Source organism: Skermanella rosea (assembly GCF_016806835.2).
Lineage (GTDB): Bacteria > Pseudomonadota > Alphaproteobacteria > Azospirillales > Azospirillaceae > Skermanella > Skermanella rosea.
In genome coordinates this window covers 2,957,003-2,975,699 of record NZ_CP086111.1, presented here as the reverse complement: position 1 = coordinate 2,975,699, position 18,697 = coordinate 2,957,003, and the positions used below count along the sequence as shown (strand labels likewise).

Below are 18,697 nucleotides of genomic sequence, written 5' to 3'. Positions count from 1 at the left end.
GTGCGAATCGTGGGACACGAGAGTCGCGGTACCGGGCCGTGAGGGCGTAGCCAAGGGCAGCCGTTGCGTTCCGGACCTCTCCCGCCTACGGTAGGCATCATCGCGCCACCGGCGGATCAGGAGTTAGAGAGACCATGAACGTATGGACATTCAGCGGCCGCGTCGGCGCCGATGCGGAATTGAGGACCACCCAGAGCGGCGAGAAGGTGCTGAGCTTCCGGGTGGCCAACGACGTCGGGTTCGGTGACCGCAAGACGACCCAGTGGGTCGACTGCTCCATGTGGGGCAGGCGGGCGGAATCGGTCGCCAACTATGTCAAGAAGGGCGACAAGGTCGTGGTCAGCGGCGAGCTGAAGCTGGAGGAATTCCAGCGCCGCGACGGCACCCCCGGCTCCAAGCTGTCCGTCCGCGTCGCCGAGATGGACCTCGGCAGCAAGCAGGGTGAAGGCGGCGGCGGAGGCGGCTACGAAGGTGGTGGCGGCTACGGCGGTGGCGGAGGCGGCGGTTATGGCGGCGACCGGGGCGGCTCGGGCGGCGGCAGCCGTGGCGGCAGCAAGCCGGCTTTCGACCAGGATCTGGACGACGAGATCCCGTTCTAGGCCCCCGGCCATAAGCTGATCGACGCAAGCCGTATGTTTGGGGCTCCCCTGCCCAGGCGGGGGAGCCCTTTCCATTGGTTCCGGGTCGACCAGCCAGCGGGGCTGTGGCTGTTTCGCCCGGGACTTCACCGCACGGAACCAGGATCGGCCGGGAGTTTGCGATCTTATCTCTTCATCCCGGCCCTTGGGCTGGTTCTGGGGGCTTTCGCCCTCAATGCGGCAAGCGTCTTCCCGAACGGCTTCGTGGAGGACGACGGCTATTTCTACAGCAGGATCGCGTACAACATCGGTGTACACCACCTTTCCAGTTTCGACGGGGTGTCGGTCACCAGCGGCTATCACCTGCTCTGGGGATGGCTGCTCGCGGCGATCAGCTGGATCGCCGGCCTCGTCACGCCTTCGATCTCGGTCCACCTGTTCGCACATCTCGCGGCTTTCTACAGCATGATCCTGCTGGCGAGCTGGGAAGCCACGCGGCGGCCGGTCGCGGCGGTCATCGGGATCGGCGGCCTGATCGCCAGGCGGGGGGAGGTTGGCCACGTCTATTCCGGGCCGGACCGGAACCTGAATCCCTATGCGAGATTGAACGTGTATCGTCTCCGGCGCGCCGATTGCCTGTGATCTCGAAGATCGGAACCAAGCCATAGGAGCCCTGTTGTCGGTCCCATGTTGCGTTGCAGCGCACGCTGCTGCGATGCGTTACTTGCTTATCGATAACATCGAAGGGTTTCTCCGATGCCTTCACATCCCGACTATCCCGTCGTCGTGATCACGGGAGCCTCGAGCGGTATTGGACGCGCGACGGCCCATGCCTTCGCGGAGAAGGGTGCGACGGTGGTCCTCGCCGCCCGGCGCGCGGAAATGCTGCGCGAGGTGGAGCGCGAATGCCTCGACCTGGGGGGAAGGGCCCTGGCGGTGCCGACCGACACGACCGAGGAGGACCAGGTCGAGAGGCTGGCCTCGATGGCGCTGGAGCATTTCGGCCGGATCGACGTCTGGTTCAACAATGCCGGGGTCGGGGTCTTCGGCAGGTTCGAGGATATCCCGTCCGACGCCTGGCGCCGGGTCATCGAGACGAACCTGTTCGGCTATGTCCATGGCGCCAAGGCGGCCATGCGCCAGTTCCGCGCCCAGGGCCATGGCGTGCTGATCAACAACGCCTCGATCGTCGGACGACTGGCAAAGCCCGACTCGACAGCCTACGCCACCAGCAAGTTCGCGGTCAGGGGCTTCTCCGAAGCCTTGAGGCAGGAAGTGCTGGATCAGCACGACATCCATATCTGCACGATCCTGCCGTCGGTGATCGATACGCCGTTCTTCCATCACGCCGCCAACTTCAGCCATCACCGCGTGCGCGCCGCTCCGCCGGTCTATGCGCCGGAAAAGGTGGCTCGGACCGTCGTCGGGCTGGTCAAGCATCCGCGTGCCGAAGTGATCATCGGCGGGATCGGCAAGGTCGCCGCAATCCAGAAGCGGCTCGCCCCGTCCCTGATGACCCGGATCAACGGTCGCGCGCTGAACTATGGCTTCCTGGCCGACGAGCCGAGCGACGAGACGACCGGAACGCTGTTCGAACCCATGCGGGACGGGCAGGGCGTCTATGGCGGCTGGCGGAAGGGCTACAACAACGGCGGCGTTCCGTTGGCCGCCCTGACACTGCTGGCGCTGCCGATCGGTCTCGCGTTCCTGCTTCGCGGCCGGCGGGCTTACTGATCGCCCGCCTCGCGGGATCAAATCAAGCAATCTTGCCGTGTGTTGGAGACGATCTGGCGTTTGCAACTGTTGATGATCCATCGATGCCCCCGCCCGGTGGTGGATCGGGGCACGGCAGGACTGCAAAGAACCATTTAGAGGACGCTGAACATGGCTCGTTATACCATCGTCACGATGTTCCGGGATCGGGACGTCATCGGCACCGTGCAGCAGGAACTGCGCAATTCGGGCGTGGACCTGCATGATGGCCAGATGCTTGACCGTGATCAGGGAGACGTCGAGAGCGAATTGGTTCGCCGCCGCGTCGACAGCGACGATATCCGCCATTACATGCGGGGCGTGGAGAAGGGCTATCCTCTCCTGGTAGGGACCGTGGACGAGGCGGACCTTCAGCGCGCTGTGGACATCCTCGACAACCACGGGCCGGTGGACATGCGTGACGGCGCCGATCTTGACGCCACTACCTCCGGCACGGCGACGGATCGGGCGGCATACGCCTCCACCAGCGGCCAGACCGCCGACACGGGGCTGTCGGCCGCGGCGACCGGCCTGCGGGACGTCAACGAGTCCGCCGACATCAACCGCCGGACCGGCACCGCCGAGCAGGAAGAGGTGATCCCTATTGCCGAGGAGGAACTCCGCGTCGGCAAGCGGGCGGTGGAGCGCGGCGGCGTCCGGGTCCGCAGCTACGTGGTCGAGACCCCGGTGGAGGAGTCCGTCCGGCTCCGCGACGAGACCGTCCATGTGGACCGCCGCAGGGTGGACCCGAACCGTCAGGCGACCGACGCCGACTTTCAGGAGCGGGTCGTCGAGCTTCGGGAGACCGACGAGGAAGCGGTCGTCAGCAAGCAGACCCAGATCACCGGGGAAGTGGTCGTCCGCAAGGATGTCGAGGAGCGGGAACAGACCATCTCGGACACGGTTCGTCGCACCGAGGTCGACGTCGACAAGGGGCCTGCCGGCCTGGATCGCACCGACCTGGACAAGGGGCCGGTCCGCTAAAGCACCGGTTCTTCTGCCGGCGCGAACGACTTATGGCGGAGGTTTCGACACCTCCGCCGAATCCGCGGGGACCGTGATCGCGAACATCGATCCACGGCCCGGCCGGGAGCATACCGTCACCGGGTGGTCGAGCAGGGCCGCCGTCCGGCGGACGATCGAAAGGCCGAGGCCGACCCCGCGGAAGTCCGCCTGCTCGATCTGGTCGATGCGCCGGAATTCCTCGAAGATGTCCTCCAGCCTGTCGGCGGGAATGCCGATGCCGGTGTCCCAGACCTCGATGCGGATCAGCCCGCCGCGCCGGCGGCAAGCCAGAAGAATCCTTCCCTCGGCCGTGTAGCGCACCGCGTTCGCCAGCAGGTTGGCGATGATCTGGTGCAGCAGTACCGGATCGCTGAGGACCGTCCCGTCGCAGCGGTGGACCGTGAGCGTCAGGCCACGGCTGCCGGCGAGCGGGCGGAACTCGTCGCCCAGCCGCTCGAGGAGTTCGTCCAGGGCGAAGGAGTCGGGACGGACCTGGACCGCTCCGCTCTCCAGCCTCGACAGGTCCAGGAGGCCGGCAAGCATCCGCTCGCCGGACTGATGGGCCTTCATCAGGTTTCGGACCAGGTCATGGTCGGGCGTTCCGGCGAGCCTCTTGTCGAGAAGGTCGATGAACAGCCGCATGGCCTGGAAGGGCTGGCCCATGTCGTGGCTGGCGGCGGCCAGGAACCGGGTCTTGGCCTGGTTGGCGCGGTCGGCTTCGTCGCGGGCTATTCTGAGGTCGGCGGTGCGTTGTTCGACCTGGCGCTCCAGGGTGCCGAGCACGGACGAAAGTTCATCGGCGAGTTGGACCTTGTCGAGCCTCAGCAGCAGCATCTCGCGGATCCACCGGTTCAGCTTCCACGCCGCGGTCCACAGGCCGCCGGTGAACACCAGCCCGAGCGCCGACATGCCGAGATAGACGGTGCTGCCTTCCAGGGCCAGGCGGACGACCAGAGGCAGCATGCAGGGCAGCAGGAAAGCCGTCACGACCGGCATCAGCGGCGAGAGCGTCGCGACCGAGCCGGCGGCCATGCCGCCCAGCACGAAGGCGACGAACATCCGGTAGATCAGCGGTTCGGGCATGAGGAGGACCAGACCGACTCCCCAGATGAAGCCGGACACGCCGGACGCGAGGGCGAGCCTGGAGACCATGCGGTCGGATTCGAGGCGCACCGCCGCATCGCGCCCCAGCCAGCTCAGTTGCGCGAAACGGAGGCCGGTCAGCCCGATCAGCAGGCCTGCCCACAGGATGGCATGGCCCGTCCTCACGGCGGGAGAGAGGACCAGCACGACGAGGACGGGGTTGGCCAGGTTCGCGAAAAGGACCAGGGGGAGTTGCTTTACGACCAGCGAGACCTGCTCGCGCCGGACATCGAAAGGCCGGCCTTTCCGGTCCGTGCCCCCACTGGCCTTTCCCATTGCGCCGCTGCCCCGTTCGTGACATCGGCTTCGATCATACAATGCCGGATAATCGCGGTGATCTCTTTTTTGGCAAACACCCTTCGCCACCGTCCGTCACGGCGGTGACGGCTCGGTCGCGGCTGCCGGGGCGACGCGCCGGCCGGGCCAGTCGGCGAGATGGACGATCTTGCCCCTGTCCGGGACGATGCCGTTCACCATGCCCTGCATGTCGGAAACGACGGTGTCGACTTCGTCCACGGTTGCCGACACGCTGGCCGCCAAGTCATTGATCTCCCGTATGTGGCTGCCGATTTCGGCCATGGAGTGCCGGGTTTCGCCGGCGATGCTCCGGGCCGCCGCGGCCGCAGGCGCGAAATCCTTGCCGGCCTGGGCGAAGCGGGCGGTCGCGATCATGCTGTCGAGCGCGAGGAGATTGGTTCGCGCCGCGATGTCCTGCGTGGCCTGCGTCGCCTTCGCGATCCGGCCGAGACTGTTGTTCAGGGCACCGAGCGTGCTCCGGACCCGCTCCCGAAGATCGTCGAAGCGCTCCAGGACCGGCAACGACGGAGCGTCGGGGGCGGGCGGATATGGCTGCCGGCGGCGAACGATCCAGGCAGCGGCGGCACCGAGGCATGCGATCGCGGCGGTACTCCCGAGCGATGCCGCGACCGCCGCGCCATAAGGCGTTCCGACCAGGGCGAGGGCGCCGCAAAGGGCCGATGCGGCCACGCTCCAGACCAGCAAGACCAGCAGGTTCCGCCAAGTCACCCCGTGAGCGCCCTTACCGCGCATCGACATCCTCCGTTCTCCGGCATGATGCCGGCCGCGCATGCCGGAGAGTGTAGCGCATTTCCCTACTTAATGGTTAACCATAAAGAGAAGGGTAGCGCCAGTGGGCTATGGCAGTCATCGGGCGATCTGCTAGGTTCGCGCCGGCTGGCGTCAAGACCATGGATAAGGCTGGCCTATTGCCGTAATCGCGTAAGCCGACGTAGATGCGGTTCTGGTCTATGGCAGATCCGCAGCGACGCGGACCCAGTCCGTTCAATATGCATAAAATACTATGTGAAGTTTTGGTTAACAATGCTTTGGAGTGGTCGTTTATTGCCCGGAATTTGTTATTAACGCGACTGCCCATGACCTTCATGATGAGCGAGAGGATTTGATGACCATCATCAGCAAGACCGTCATCCGCAGCGCAATAGCCGGGCTCGCCGGCATCGTGCTTGGGTCTTCGGCATATGCGCAGAACATCTCCGGCGCGGGCGCGACCTTCCCCTATCCGGTCTATGCCCGTTGGGCGCAGGCCTATCAGCAGGAGACCGGGACCAGCGTCAACTATCAGTCGATCGGCTCCGGCGGCGGTATCCGGCAGATCAAGGAGCGGACGGTCACCTTCGGCGCCTCGGACAGCCCGTTGAAGCCGGAGGAACTCGAGCAGGCCGGCCTGGTCCAGTTCCCCATGATCATGGGCGGCGTGGTCCCCGTGGTGAACGTTCCGGGCATCCAGCCGGGACAGCTCCGGCTCGACGGCCCGACCCTCGCCAACATCTACCTGGGCGAGATCGACAGCTGGGACGATGACGCGATCAAGGCGCTCAATCCCGACCTGGAACTGCCCGACCTCGCGATCGCTCCCGTCTACCGCTCCGACGGGTCGGGGACCAATTTCCTCTTCACCAACTACCTGACCCAGGTCAGCGAGGACTTCAAGGACCAGGTGGGCAGCGCCACTTCGGTGCAATGGCCGGTCGGACTGGGCGCGCGCGGCAACGAAGGCGTCGCGGCCCAGACCGGGCAGACGCGTGGCGCCATCGGCTATGTCGAGTACGCGTACGCCAAACAGAACAAGATGACCAACGCGGTCATGAAGAACCAGGACGGCCAGTGGGTCGAGCCGAAGAGCGAGACTTTCCAGGCCGCGGCCGCCTCGGCCGACTGGAGCGCCAACCCGGGCTACTACGTCATCCTGACCAACCAGCCCGGCGCCCAGAGCTGGCCGATCACCGGCGCCAGCTTCATCCTGATGCACCGCCAGCCACAGGATCCGGCCGCCGCCCGTTCGGCGCTCAAGTTCTTTGACTGGGCCTACGCCAACGGTGACAAGATGGCCGATGAGCTGGACTATGTCCCGATGCCCGACAACGTAGTAAGCCAAGTCGAACAGACCTGGACCACCGGATTTGCCGAAGTGAACGGCGAAGCCATGTGGACCGGCGGCAATCAGTAACTTAACGCCGACCTGGACGCAAAGACGATGACCGATACCGCCATTAGGGCCCAGAGCCGCGTTCTCAGCGGCAGCCAAGCCAGACGCCAGAGCCTGATGGACAAGGCTTTCCAGTCGGCGACGGCGTTCTTCGCCCTGCTCGTGCTGCTGATCCTCGGCGGAGTCTTCGTTTCCCTGGTGCAAGGCGCCCTCCCGGCGCTCGGCACCTTCGGGTTCGACTTCCTGACGACGCAGGTCTGGAATCCCGTGACCGAACGCTTCGGCGCGGTGTCGCCGATCTACGGCACGCTGATGACGGCCCTGATCGCGATGGCGGTCGGCATCCCCATCAGCTTCGGCATCGCCGTGTTCCTCACCGAACTGGCGCCGCCGTGGCTGAAGCGTCCGGTCGGCATCGCCATCGAACTGCTGGCCGGCATCCCCAGCATCATCTACGGCATCTGGGGCCTGTTCGTCTTCGCCCCGGTCTTCCAGCAGACCCTGCAGCCGTTCCTGATCGACACGATCGGCCAGATTCCAGTGGTCGGCAACCTGTTCTCCGGCCCGCCGTTCGGCATCGGCATCCTCACCGCCGGGCTGATCCTCGGGATCATGGTGCTGCCGTTCATTACTTCGATCATGCGCGACGTGTTCGAGACCGTGCCGCCGATGGTGAAGGAGTCCGCGTACGGCCTCGGCGCCACCACCTGGGAAGTGGTCTGGAAGGTCGTGCTCCCCTATACCCGCGTCGGCGTGGTCGGCGGCGTCATGCTGGGCCTGGGCCGCGCGCTGGGCGAGACGATGGCGGTGACCTTCGTCGTCGGCAACGCGCACCGCATCGGCAATTCGCTGATGGCGCCGGGTACGACGATTTCCGCCGCGATCGCCAACGAGTTCAACGAGGCGGTCGGCGAACTCTACATCTCGTCGCTGATCGCCCTGGGCCTGATCCTCTTCTTCATCACCTTCACCGTGCTGGCGCTGGCCAAGATCATGCTGATGCGCATGCAGAAGCGGGCGGGGGCCTGACCGACATGAACATCTACGCACGCCGCCAACTCACGAACCGGGTGGCGCTCGGCCTGTCGATGGCGGCCGCGGCCTTCGGCATCTTCTGGCTGGTCGCGATCCTGTGGACGCTGTTCTACAACGGGCTGACCGCGCTGGCGCCCAGCATCTTCACGCTCAGCACGCCGCCACCCGGCGTGGCGGGCGGCCTGATCAACGCGATCTACGGCAGCGTCGTGATGACCCTGCTGGCGACCCTGATCGGTACGCCGATCGGCATCCTGGCCGGCACCTACCTGGCGGAGTATTCGCGCGGCAACCTGCTGGGACAGGTCATCCGCTTCATCAACGACATCCTGCTGAGCGCGCCGTCGATCATCATCGGCCTGTTCATCTACGGCGTCATGGTCGTCCCGATGGGCCATTTCTCGGCCTGGGCCGGCGCCGTGGCCCTGTCGGTCATCGTGATCCCGGTCGTGGTCCGAACGACCGAGGACATGCTGAACCTGGTGCCCGCCAGCCTGCGGGAGGCCGCGGCGGCGCTGGGCGCCCCGCGATGGAAGGTGATCGTGATGATCGCCTACCGGGCCGCGCGGAACGGCATGATCACCGGCGTGCTGCTAGCCGTGGCGCGGATCAGCGGCGAGACGGCACCGCTGCTGTTCACGTCGTTGAGCAACCAGTTCTGGAGCACCGACATGAACGCGCCGATGGCGAACCTGCCGGTCGTCATCTTCCGCTTCGCCCTCAGCCCTTACGAGGACTGGCAGCAGTTGGCCTGGGCCGGCGCCCTGCTGATCACCGTCACGATCCTCATCATCAACATCACCGCCCGCGTGCTCGCGGGGCTCGGATCGAAGGGACGCTGACCATGCAAGAAGCCCGCTCCACCGCCACGGCCGGCCGCCAGATGCCTGTCGAATCCATGCCGCCCGCCGCCGTGCCGGACGGCAAGATGGTCGAGAAGATCTCCGTCAGGAACCTCAGCTTCTTCTACGGGGACTTCGAGGCGCTGAAGAACATATCGCTGCCCCTTTACGACCGGAAGGTTACCGCATTCATCGGCCCGTCGGGCTGTGGCAAATCCACGCTGCTGCGCATCCTCAACCGGATCTACGACCTGTACCCGAAGCAGCGGGCGGTCGGGGAGGTGCTGATGGACGGCGAGAACATCCTGAGGCCGGGCATCGACCTGAACCTGCTGCGCGCCAAGATCGGCATGGTGTTCCAGAAGCCGACGCCGTTCCCGCTCAGCATCTACGACAACATCGCCTTCGGCATCCGGCTCTACGAGAAGCTGCCGCGCGACGAGATGGACGGCCGGGTCGAGCAGGCCCTGCGCCGCGCCGCCCTGTGGACCGAGGTGAAGGACAAGCTGAACCAGAGCGGCCTGAGCCTGTCGGGCGGGCAGCAGCAGCGCCTGTGCATCGCCCGCGCGGTCGCGGTGAATCCGTCGGTGCTGCTGATGGACGAGCCCGCCTCCGCGCTGGATCCGATCTCGACTTCCAAGATCGAGGAGCTGATCGACGAGCTGAAGAACGAGTACTGCATCTGCATCGTCACCCACAACATGCAGCAGGCGGCGCGCGCGTCCGACTTCACGGCCTTCATGTATCTGGGCGAGCTGATCGAGTACGGCGTGACCGAGGACCTGTTCACCGCGCCCAAGCAGAAGCGCACCGAGGAGTACGTGACCGGCCGGTTCGGCTGATCGGCCGGAGCCGGCGCCTCAGAGCTGGTTCGGCGGCACGACCCCAAACTTGGCCATGCGCCGGTAGAGCGTCATTCGGCTGACGTTGAGGCTTCGGGCGGCGTCGGCCACGCACCATTTGTGGCTGCGCAGGATCGCCTGGAGCCTTTCCGCTTCCGGGCAGGCCCTCGTGCAGGCGGGGGAGGCCGTGCCGGAGAAGCGCGGCATGCCCAGGGGCAGGTCGTCGCACCGGATCAGCCCGTCCTCGCAGCCTATCACCGCCGCGCGGACGACCGTCCGGAGCTGGCGGATGTTGCCCGGCCAGTCGTGGTTCAGCAGCAGGGACCGAGCCTCCGGCGTCAGGCGGGGCGTGGCGGCCAGCCCCGAGGTCTCCAGTTCCAGGGCGCGGTCGATCAGCTCCGCCTTGTCGGTCCGCTCCCGGAGAGGCGGGAGGGTGATGCGCAGGCCGTTCAGCCGATAGAACAGGTCGGCCCGGAAGGCGCCGGAGGCGACCAGGGCCTCCAGGTCGTGATGGCTGGCGCAGATCACGTGGAGGTCCAGCGGAATCGCCCGGTCACCTCCCAGCGGGATCACCTCCCGCTCCGCCAGGACGCGCAGCAGGCGCGTCTGGGCGGCCAGCGGCATGTCGCCGATCTCGTCCAGGAACAGGGTGCCGCCGTCGGCCTGGAGCAGCTTGCCGCGCATGCCGTCGCGCCGCGCCCCGGTGAAGGCGCCTTCGGCGTAGCCGAACAGCTCGCTCTCGATCAGGCTTTCCGGCAGTGCCGCGCAGTTGATCCCAACGAACGGCCTGGCGGCGCGGGCGCTGGCATCGTGGATCGCGCGGGCGAACGCCTCCTTCCCGGTGCCGGTCTCGCCGCCCATCAGGATCGGCAGGTCGCAGTCGACGAAGCGGCGGATGCGGCGGACATGGGCCTGCATCTGGGGGTCGCCTCCGGCCAGTTCATCGAGCGGCATGTGCCGTGTCGGGCGTGCCGGCGCCGGAGACCTGGCGGGAGGCCGGCGCGACGGCTGCCTCTGTGCCGCCAGCGGCGGGCGGAGGCTGACCGCCCAGCGCCGCTCGGTGCCGGGCTGGCGGACCAGGGCAGTCCCCTCGGCCAGCCGGTCCAGCGACGTTTCGAGCACGGCGTCGAGCCGGGCGCCGATCAGATCCCTGCCGGCGAACAGCTTGCGTGCGCCGCCGTTGAGGCCGACGACGGTGCCCGCCGGATCGACCGCGATCATGGCATCCGTCTCGATCCCCGCCATTTCCGGGGAGCGGGCGAGGGCGAGCACGCAGTTCTCCCGCGTTCGGGCGAGGAACCATGTGTCCTCGATCTGGCGCGCGGCGGACATGACGAAGCCGTGGACCAGCGACTGGAACTGTCCGCCCGCCGGCGCGGTCAGAGACGAGACGTCGAGGGCGGCCAGAAGCTCCCCGACCGGACCCAGGATCGGTGCCACGGAGCAGGTCAGCCCGGTGTGCCGGACCGCGAAATGGTCGAAGCGGTGGACCAGGATCGGCTGGCCCGACGCGAGGCAGGTGCCGACCCCGTTGGTGCCTTCGCAGTCCTCCGCCCAGACGGCGCCGCGTTCCAGCCCGGCCCGTGCCATGCGCCCCTCGACCGGCAAGCTGCCGAACCGCTCGATCGTCACGCCGTCCCGATCGGCCAGCAGAACGACATAGCCGGACGCCGCGAGCTGGGCATGGAGGCCGAGCAGGCTTTCCCGGGCGAAGCCCAGGAATTCCCCGACCGGCTCGACATGGTCTCGCAGCTCGGGCGGGGTCAGGACGTTGGGGGCGTTGACGGTGGCCGGGTCGAGCCGGTGCTTCAGCACGCAGCGCTTCCAGGAGTCGGCGATGATGCCATGGGGCGGCGGGCTGGTCGGCGCGGCGGCTCCGTCAACCCAGGCCATGATGCGGTCGATATGGTCGCTCGCGGTCGATCCGGGCGCGATCATCTTCCCCCCAATCCGTGACGCCGGTTTTCCGGCATTCTCGTCTTCAGGTCAGGCTACTCCAATAAATAAACTTGGGCTAGAGCACGAACGGAGCTTGGAGACAATGCTCGTAAAAGCCCGTCATTTTGCAGCGCAATATAAAAAGTCCCTGCTTGTGACGAATGCTGTGTGACACGTGTAACGACGTGGGACGCCGGGGACGCCCGGAACCTCGACTTTTCCCCAACCGACCTGACTGGCATGCCAGTTGCTGCTGCACTCTCCGCATCATTCGATGTGACGGTCCGACGTCTCCTCCTCACGGTGCGGTGCAACCTGCGCCGCACCGTTTTCCCGGGCGAGGGCGGGCCGCCCGAAAAAAGATACAGGGGAAACTGCCACGTGGATTATCAGGAGCCTGAAGTCGACACCGAGCGCCGGACCATCCTGAAGGCGGCGCTGTGCGCAGGAGTGGCCCTCCACCTGGCGCCGATGGGCGGATCGACGGACGCCATGGCCCAGGGGGACCCGCGCAAATCGAGGCCCCAGCCGGGAGACCGCCTGGTCTTCGCCTCCGGCGACCGCAAGGGCGAGCCGATCGGCGACAAGGACATCCAGCAGGGCCAGCAGCAGGTCATGGCCTATGGCCAGGATCCCAGGTCGGAGACGATCCGAGACGGCTCCCGGCTCAACAAGGTGATGCTGATCCGGCTGGATCCCGCCGACCTGGACGAGGAGACCCGGAAGCACGCCGCGGACGGCATCGTCGCCTTCTCCGCCGTCTGCAGCCACGCCGGCTGCGACGTCTCCGGCTGGCACGGGGAAGAGAAGATCCTCGAGTGCCCCTGCCACCATTCCAAGTTCGACCCGCGCGCCGGCGGCAAGGTGGTGGGCGGCCCCGCACCCCGCCGCCTGGCGCTCCTGCCGCTGGAGAACGGTCCCGAGGGGCTGGTCGTGGCGGCGGTGTTCATCGGCAAGGTCGGCGCCGCGACGTCGGCCTGAGGGCAAGCCACGGAAATGAAGAACAACCGCTGGGAGGAAAGCATGGACAGGAGAATGTTGGTGAGAGGCATCGCCGCGGTGGCGCTGATGACGGCTCCGGTGACGGCGCTGGCCGCCGGGCCGCTGGACAATTACGCCCCGGTCACTCAGGAGCGGCTGGAGAAGCCGGAGGACGCCAACTGGCTGCAGTACCGCCGGACCTACGACAGCTGGGGCTACAGCCCGCTCTCCCAGGTGAACGCCGGCAACGTCAAGGACATGGTGCCGGTCTGGAGCTTCTCGACCGGAGTGAACGAGGGCCACCAGTCGCCGCCGGTGGTCAACAACGGCGTGATGTTCATCACCACGCCCCAGGCGCAGGTGATCGCGCTTGACGCCAAGACCGGCGACCTGCTGTGGCGCTACAAGCGCGAACTGCCGGAGGACCTGACCCAGCTCCACCCGACCAACCGGGGCGTGGCGCTGCTGGGCGACAAGGTCTATGTGGGCACCGTGGACGCCTTCATCGTGGCGCTGGACGCCAAGACCGGCAAGGTGGTGTGGGAGCAGCCGGTCGAGGACTATCAGGCGGGCTACTACATCACCATGGCGCCGCTGGCGGCCAAGGGCAAGGTGATGGTCGGCATGTCCGGCGGCGAGTTCGGCATCCGGGGATTCCTGGCGGCCTACGACGCCGAAACGGGCGAGCCCGCCTGGAAGACCAGCACCATCCCGGGACCGGGCGAGCCGGGACACGAGACCTGGGCCGGCGAGACCTGGAAGACCGGCGGCGCCCCGGTCTGGATCACGGGCAGCTACGACCCGGCCACCGGCCTGTCCTACTGGGGAACCGGCAACGCGGCGCCCTGGATGGCCGACCAGCGGGCGGGCGACAACAAGTGGGCGAACTCCGTCGTCGCGATCGACGTGGAGACCGGCAAGATGAAGTCGGCGCACCAGTACCACTGGAACGAGGCGTGGGACTGGGACGAGGTGGCGGCCCCGATCCTGGTGGACGTCCAGCGCGACGGCCGGACCTACAAGAGCCTCGTCCATGCCGGCCGCAACGGATACCTGTGGACGCTGGAGCGGGCGGGGGACGAGATCAAGTTCATCGACGCCAAGCCCTTCGTCCGGCAGAACGTGTTCAAGAGCCTGGACCCCAAGACGGGGCGGCCGACCTATGACGAGACCAAGGTCCCGGGCACCGGCAAGCGGGCGGATTTCTGCCCGTCGCTGTGGGGCGGCAAGGACTGGCCGCCGGTCGCCTACAACCCGCAGACCCGGCTGATGTATATCCCGGCCAATGAGAACCTGTGCGGCTACCTGGAAGGAAAGCAGACTGAATACGAGCCCGGCCAGCTCTATATCGGCGTCGCCATCTCCGACATCGGCATGACCGTCCATCCCGGAGCCGACCATATCGGCGAGCTCCAGGCCTGGAACCTGGACACCGGGCAGAAGGTCTGGACCCAGAAGTTCGAGAAGTCGCAGAACTGGGGGCCGGTGCTGACGACCGGCGGCGGCCTGGTCTTCATGGGCGGCACCAACGACCGGTTCTTCCGGGCATTCGACGCCAAGACCGGCGACAAGCTGTGGGAGACGCGGACCAACTCCGGCGTGACGGGCGTGCCCGTATCCTACGAGGTGGACGGGGTGCAGTACGTCGCCGTCCAGTCCGGCTGGGGCGTCGATGCCCAGCGCAAGCAGGAGAAGCTGGCCCAGCTCGGCTACGCGACGCTGGACGTCCCCCAGGGCGGCGTCGTCTGGGTCTATGCGCTCCGCAAGTAGATCCGGAAGATGCTTCGGCTCAGATCGGTGCCGGGAGATCCGCCGTCGCGCTGGTCGGCCGAGATCGTGGCGGGCTGCGGGGAATTCCGCAGCCTGCTGCTCGGGACCGGGCGGGACCGCCGGTACATCATCGACTTCTGCGTGGTCGCCGACCGGCCGATGATGCTGATCAGCCTGACGGACGGGACGCCGGAGGCCGCGGTCTATATCGATACCGGCCGCGTGATCCTGGAGGACCGGTGCCGGCAGGCGGCGGTGGTGGAGGGTGGCCTGTTGCGGGCGGAAGGCGAGTAGGGATGCTTCCTTGCTTTGGAGGGGGCTCTCCCGCAACAAGCGGCTTGACGTGGGCTGCGGATGTGCCAACCTTTGTGGCATCTGCAAACAACGGAAAGGAGGTGATCCAATGTCTCATGGAGCGAAGCCGGTCATTGCCGCGCTGTTCGGCATCTCGGCTCTTCTGACGGCTGGGGTCGCCAGTGCCTGCCCTTCGCACACGACCCACTCCGCTCAGGCTCCGGCCAGCGACTCCGTCGCCGACCAGGGCAAGAAAGTGCAGAGCGAGACACGCGGCTGACGACTGGCTGCACCATGGTAAGGAGCGGGCCGCCCTACACCGGGACGGCCCGTTTTCTTTGGGTGTTGCTCCAGCCGCCGGTTGGCACCGGATCAGCCATGAAGTGAAGCATCGCCTCGGTCATGGCGGCGGTTCCCCCATGTCGGGTCGTCGGCCAGAGACAAGCCTGACGACTGCATTCCCGGCGCTCTTCATGACCGACACGACCGGCCAGACGCACCAAGCCTGCAGGAGGGTTGCGGCGGCGCCGGTCAGGGCCGCGAAGATCATTCCGACCGTGGTGACGCCGGCCATTTCGCCCAGCGCGCCGTCGGAGATCCCGATGGCGGCGGCGAGCGCCAGGTAGCGAGGATAGCGGCTGAAGCACAGGGCCAGGACGAAGATGGCGGCCGCGGTCAAGGGACTGGCCGCCGAGGCGGCGAACACGCCGATCAGCTCGATCAAGGGTGCCAGAGCGTCACGGTGGTCCATCGTCCGTACCTCCCGGATCGGCATGATAAACCCTTGCCGGCCAGTGCTGGAAGAGAGTGGGGCGCCGCCGTCTCCGGAAGAGCGGCGGCGCCCCTTACTTTCGGATCACCAGACCAGCAGGGTGAACGGCCAGACATAGGCCTGGGCCATGATCAGCAGTCCGACCAGGACCGCCAGCGCCAGGCTGTGGAAGAACACGTAGCGCAGGATGTCGCCCTCGTGGCCGTACCAGCGGGTGGCCGTCGAGGCGACGACGATGCTCTGGGCGTCGATCATCTTGCCCATCACGCCGCCCGAACTGTTGGCCGACGCCATCAGGACCGGGTTGAGACCGAGCTGCTCCGACGTGATCTTCTGCAAGCCGCCGAACAGGACGTTCGACGCGGTGTCCGAGCCGGTCAGCGCCACGCCCAGCCAGCCCAGCATGGTGCCGAACAGGGGATAGAGCCAGCCGGCCTGGGCGAAGGCCAAGCCCAGGGTCGCATCGGTGCCCGAATATTTCGTGACGTAGCCCAGCGCCAGCATTCCGGCGATGGTCAGCAGCGAGAAGCGGATCAGGTAGAAGGTCTTGAAGTACATCTTGACCAGGGCAACCGGCGAATAGCCCAGGACGAAGCCGCTGACGATAGCGGCCAGGAAAATGCCGGTGCCGGTGGCCGACATCAGGTTGAGGCTGTAGATCGCCGGTTCGGCGACCGGCGCCGCCACGACGGGCGGGACCTTCTGCACGAGGTTGTGCAGGCCCTCGACCGGGATTTTCAGGATCCAGATGCCGTCGAGGAACGCCTTGATCTGGGGCACGCCCCACAGGAAGACGAAGACGCTGAGGATGATCCAGGGCACCCAGGCCTTGATGATCTGGCCGCGGGTGTAGAGGGAGGCGCGGCGCTCGTACTCGCTGTCATGGACCACCTGCGCGCCGACCGGCTGGGCGCGGTGCATGGAATTGTCGCGCGTTGTCGAGAGCCACAGCTCGGCCGGCTTCCAGCCCTTCAGGAAGAAGGTCAGCGCCGCCATGGACACGATGGCCGCGATCACGTCGACCAGCCAGGGGCCGTGGAAATTGGATACCAGGAACTGCGGCACCGCGAAGGCGATGCCGGCGACCAGCAGGGCCGGCCAGATCTGCATCATGCCGCGGAAACCGACGAAGGCCCAGATCAGCCAGAACGGCACGATGACGGAGAAGAAGGGAAGCTGGCGGCCGATCATGCCGCTGAGTTCGAGCAGGTCGAGCCCGGTGACGGCCGACAGCGCGATGACCGGGGTGCCGAGCGCGCCGTAGGCGACCGGCGCCGTGTTGGCGATCAGCGACAGGCCGGAAGCCGCCAGCGGGGAAAACCCCAGGCCGATCAGCATGGCGCCGGTGACGGCGACCGGAGTGCCGAAACCGGCGGCACCCTCGAAGAAGGCGCCGAAGCAGAAGGCGATCAGCAGGATCTGGAGGCGGCGGTCCCGCGTGATCGAGGCGATGCTGTCCTGGAGGACGGTGAACTCACCCTTCTCGTTGGTCAGCTGGTAGAGAAAGATGACGTTCAGGATGATCCAGCCGATCGGCAGCATCCCGTAGGCGGCGCCGTACACCGCCGACATGCTCGCCATGCCGACCGGCATGCCGAAACCGATGATGGCGACCGCCAGCGAGGCGACGAGACCCAGCCCGGCGGCATAGTGGGCCTTCATGTGGAAGATGCCGATAGCCCCCAGCAGGACGACGATCGGAATCGCCGCCACCAGGGTCGAAAACATCATGCTTCCGAATGGATCATAAATCTGGGGCCACATTGCGTGTCCTCCCATGGCTCTGATTAGCGTGCTCTGGTGTGTGCTTGGATGCGATCCGCCTGATGCCGGCCATCCATGCCTTGGGAGGCGCGTCGGTTTGGTATCAAACAGCTTGCATGTGCAACGGTTGGAATACCCACATTTCAGAGCGCCGGAAATCGGCCTTTAGGAGGAGCATCGAACTCGTAGTGCGCCGCACAATCAGCTACGCTTGTGCGGCGCAAACAAGTCCGGAAAAGCAGGTTTTCAGTAGCTGGAAGTCAGTTATCCGCAACCAAATGTTGCTTGAACCTCTGCCAATTTGCGACATAGCGGTCGGCGCCCTTGCGCATCTCGGCGATCTGTTCGTCGGTGAGCTGGCGAATCACCTTGCCGGGAGAACCGACCACCATGGAATTGTCGGGGATCTCCTTGCCCTCGGTGATGAGGCTGTTGGCCCCGATGAGGCAGTTCTTCCCGATCCTCGCGCCGTTCAGGACGATGCTGCCGATCCCCACCAGGGTGCCGTCGCCGATCGTGCAGCCGTGCAGCATGACCATGTGGCCGACGGTGACTTCCGACCCGATGTCCATCGGGAACCCCGGGTCGGTATGGAGCACGCAGCCGTCCTGGATGTTGGAGTTCTCGCCGATGGTGATCGGCTCGTTGTCGCCGCGGATCACCGCGTTCCACCAGACGCTGGCGTTGCGCTTCATGATCACGTTGCCGATGACGGTGGCATTCGGCGCGATCCACCAGGCGTCGCCTTCGGTCTGAACCCGCACATCCCCCAAAGCGTATTTCATGGTCTGGTCTCCCTTGCTGAGGCTGGCTATCCATTGACCCCTGTGGCCTGGGAAAACAAGGTTCAGTCGGCATGATTGCAAATTTGGGCAGGCGGGGCTTGATCATGCGGGCGGCGATCGTCCTGGCGGTCGCCGCAGGCATCGCCCTGTCGGACCATCTGGCCGACGCGGTCGGGGGCGTGACCGACGCGGCGGTGGGGGCGAGGCGGACCGACCTGTTCATCTCCGGCGGGCTGACCCATCGCGCGGGCCGCGAGATAGTCGCCTTCATCGAGGCCCATCGGGGAGAGCCGGTCCGCCTGGTGCTGGACAGCCCCGGCGGCTACGCCGGAGCTGCCGATCGCGTCCGCGAAGCGGTGCTGGAACATGGCGCGGTCGGAACCGTGGTCGCCGGCTACAACATATGCGCCTCGGCCTGCACCGCCATCTTCGCGGCCGGACGCAGCCGGGCGGCGGGCGAGAACGCCCGCTTCGTCTTCCACGCCCCCCGCCTGGCGATCGGGCCGGTCTCCGTGCCCGATCCGTTCGGTGGGGACCCGGCCCGCTACGCCGTGCCGGAAGATCCCGGAGGCCGCATCGGCGCGGCGCTCCAGGCTTTCCTGGAGCGCGGGGACGCGATGGACGACGGGGAGGCGGGAGCTTCCGCCCTGGACCTGGCCCGGATCGTGCCGGGATGGATCACGGAGCTGCTGCCGTCCGACGCGGCGATCTGACGGGATCTTTCGGAAG

At 66.6% G+C, this 18,697-nt stretch carries 19 protein-coding genes; 13 read left to right on the top strand and 6 right to left on the bottom strand.

Annotation, left to right across the window (positions count from 1 at the left end):
• Positions 1-134: 134 nt before the first annotated feature.
• From JL101_RS13755 to JL101_RS13740, 4 genes are all read left to right on the top strand, one after another.
• Entirely contained in the window at positions 135-599 is a 465-nt protein-coding gene (locus JL101_RS13755; RefSeq protein WP_203095622.1) for a single-stranded DNA-binding protein, read from the top strand.
• A 156-nt stretch (positions 600-755) separates the two neighbouring features.
• The gene (locus JL101_RS13750) at positions 756-1,220 is read left to right on the top strand and encodes a hypothetical protein (RefSeq protein WP_203095620.1); all 465 of its coding nucleotides are present in this window, start codon (positions 756-758) and stop codon (positions 1,218-1,220) included.
• A gap of 114 nt (positions 1,221-1,334) precedes the next feature.
• Entirely contained in the window at positions 1,335-2,312 is a 978-nt protein-coding gene (locus JL101_RS13745; RefSeq protein ID WP_203095618.1) for an SDR family oxidoreductase, read from the top strand.
• 150 nt (positions 2,313-2,462) lie between these two features.
• Positions 2,463-3,314, top strand: a complete 852-nt coding sequence (locus JL101_RS13740; protein WP_203095616.1) for a YsnF/AvaK domain-containing protein — start codon at positions 2,463-2,465, stop codon at positions 3,312-3,314.
• A gap of 30 nt (positions 3,315-3,344) precedes the next feature.
• Here the strand turns inward: JL101_RS13740 and JL101_RS13735 are convergent, their stop codons facing one another.
• Together JL101_RS13735 and JL101_RS13730 are read right to left on the bottom strand one after the other, a co-directional pair.
• Positions 3,345-4,754, bottom strand: a complete 1,410-nt coding sequence (locus tag JL101_RS13735) for a sensor histidine kinase (RefSeq protein ID WP_203095614.1) — start codon at positions 4,752-4,754, stop codon at positions 3,345-3,347.
• 96 nt (positions 4,755-4,850) lie between these two features.
• A complete protein-coding gene (locus JL101_RS13730) occupies positions 4,851-5,534 on the bottom strand; it encodes a methyl-accepting chemotaxis protein (protein WP_203095612.1) in 684 nt (227 codons plus the stop codon).
• Positions 5,535-5,901: 367 nt separating this feature from the next.
• Here JL101_RS13730 and pstS point away from each other — a divergent pair, with 367 nt between their 5' ends.
• From pstS to pstB, 4 genes are read left to right on the top strand one after another with little or no spacing between them, the layout of a single operon-like run.
• Complete coding sequence (gene pstS, locus JL101_RS13725) at positions 5,902-6,966, top strand: phosphate ABC transporter substrate-binding protein PstS (protein WP_203095610.1); 1,065 nt, start codon at positions 5,902-5,904, stop codon at positions 6,964-6,966.
• A gap of 27 nt (positions 6,967-6,993) precedes the next feature.
• Positions 6,994-7,974: a phosphate ABC transporter permease subunit PstC gene (gene pstC, locus JL101_RS13720; RefSeq protein ID WP_203095608.1), complete on the top strand. Its 981-nt coding sequence runs from the start codon at positions 6,994-6,996 to the stop codon at positions 7,972-7,974.
• A gap of 5 nt (positions 7,975-7,979) precedes the next feature.
• On the top strand, positions 7,980-8,822 hold the full coding sequence (gene pstA, locus JL101_RS13715; RefSeq protein WP_203095606.1) for a phosphate ABC transporter permease PstA: 843 nt from the start codon (positions 7,980-7,982) through the stop codon (positions 8,820-8,822).
• Positions 8,823-8,824: 2 nt separating this feature from the next.
• Complete coding sequence (gene pstB, locus JL101_RS13710; RefSeq protein ID WP_456115345.1) at positions 8,825-9,664, top strand: phosphate ABC transporter ATP-binding protein PstB; 840 nt, start codon at positions 8,825-8,827, stop codon at positions 9,662-9,664.
• A gap of 18 nt (positions 9,665-9,682) precedes the next feature.
• Here pstB and JL101_RS13705 read toward each other — a convergent pair whose 3' ends face one another.
• Positions 9,683-11,602, bottom strand: coding sequence for a sigma-54-dependent Fis family transcriptional regulator (locus JL101_RS13705; RefSeq protein ID WP_203095604.1), 1,920 nt, complete (start codon positions 11,600-11,602; stop codon positions 9,683-9,685).
• A 381-nt stretch (positions 11,603-11,983) separates the two neighbouring features.
• On the opposite strand from JL101_RS13705, the gene JL101_RS13700 reads away from it, so the two are divergent.
• From JL101_RS13700 to JL101_RS13685, 4 genes are all read left to right on the top strand, one after another.
• Positions 11,984-12,583 (top strand): QcrA and Rieske domain-containing protein, encoded by a 600-nt coding sequence (locus JL101_RS13700; protein ID WP_203095602.1) that lies wholly within the window; start codon positions 11,984-11,986, stop codon positions 12,581-12,583.
• Between the two features lie 60 nt (positions 12,584-12,643).
• Entirely contained in the window at positions 12,644-14,353 is a 1,710-nt protein-coding gene (locus tag JL101_RS13695; RefSeq protein WP_203095600.1) for a methanol/ethanol family PQQ-dependent dehydrogenase, read from the top strand.
• A 9-nt stretch (positions 14,354-14,362) separates the two neighbouring features.
• Positions 14,363-14,647: a hypothetical protein gene (locus JL101_RS13690; protein ID WP_203095598.1), complete on the top strand. Its 285-nt coding sequence runs from the start codon at positions 14,363-14,365 to the stop codon at positions 14,645-14,647.
• A gap of 109 nt (positions 14,648-14,756) precedes the next feature.
• Positions 14,757-14,927, top strand: coding sequence for a hypothetical protein (locus tag JL101_RS13685; RefSeq protein ID WP_203095596.1), 171 nt, complete (start codon positions 14,757-14,759; stop codon positions 14,925-14,927).
• A gap of 120 nt (positions 14,928-15,047) precedes the next feature.
• On the opposite strand, the gene JL101_RS13680 is transcribed toward JL101_RS13685, so the two are convergent.
• The 3 genes from JL101_RS13680 to JL101_RS13670 form a co-directional block, all read right to left on the bottom strand.
• Complete coding sequence (locus JL101_RS13680) at positions 15,048-15,398, bottom strand: hypothetical protein (protein WP_203095594.1); 351 nt, start codon at positions 15,396-15,398, stop codon at positions 15,048-15,050.
• Between the two features lie 105 nt (positions 15,399-15,503).
• Complete coding sequence (locus JL101_RS13675) at positions 15,504-17,183, bottom strand: L-lactate permease (RefSeq protein WP_203095592.1); 1,680 nt, start codon at positions 17,181-17,183, stop codon at positions 15,504-15,506.
• 260 nt (positions 17,184-17,443) lie between these two features.
• Positions 17,444-17,968 carry a gamma carbonic anhydrase family protein gene (locus tag JL101_RS13670; RefSeq protein WP_203095590.1) on the bottom strand — a complete coding sequence of 175 codons (525 nt, stop codon included), beginning with the start codon at positions 17,966-17,968 and terminating at the stop codon, positions 17,444-17,446.
• 71 nt (positions 17,969-18,039) lie between these two features.
• Here JL101_RS13670 and JL101_RS13665 point away from each other — a divergent pair, with 71 nt between their 5' ends.
• On the top strand, positions 18,040-18,681 hold the full coding sequence (locus tag JL101_RS13665) for a Clp protease/crotonase-like domain-containing protein (RefSeq protein WP_203095588.1): 642 nt from the start codon (positions 18,040-18,042) through the stop codon (positions 18,679-18,681).
• Positions 18,682-18,697: the final 16 nt, after the last annotated feature.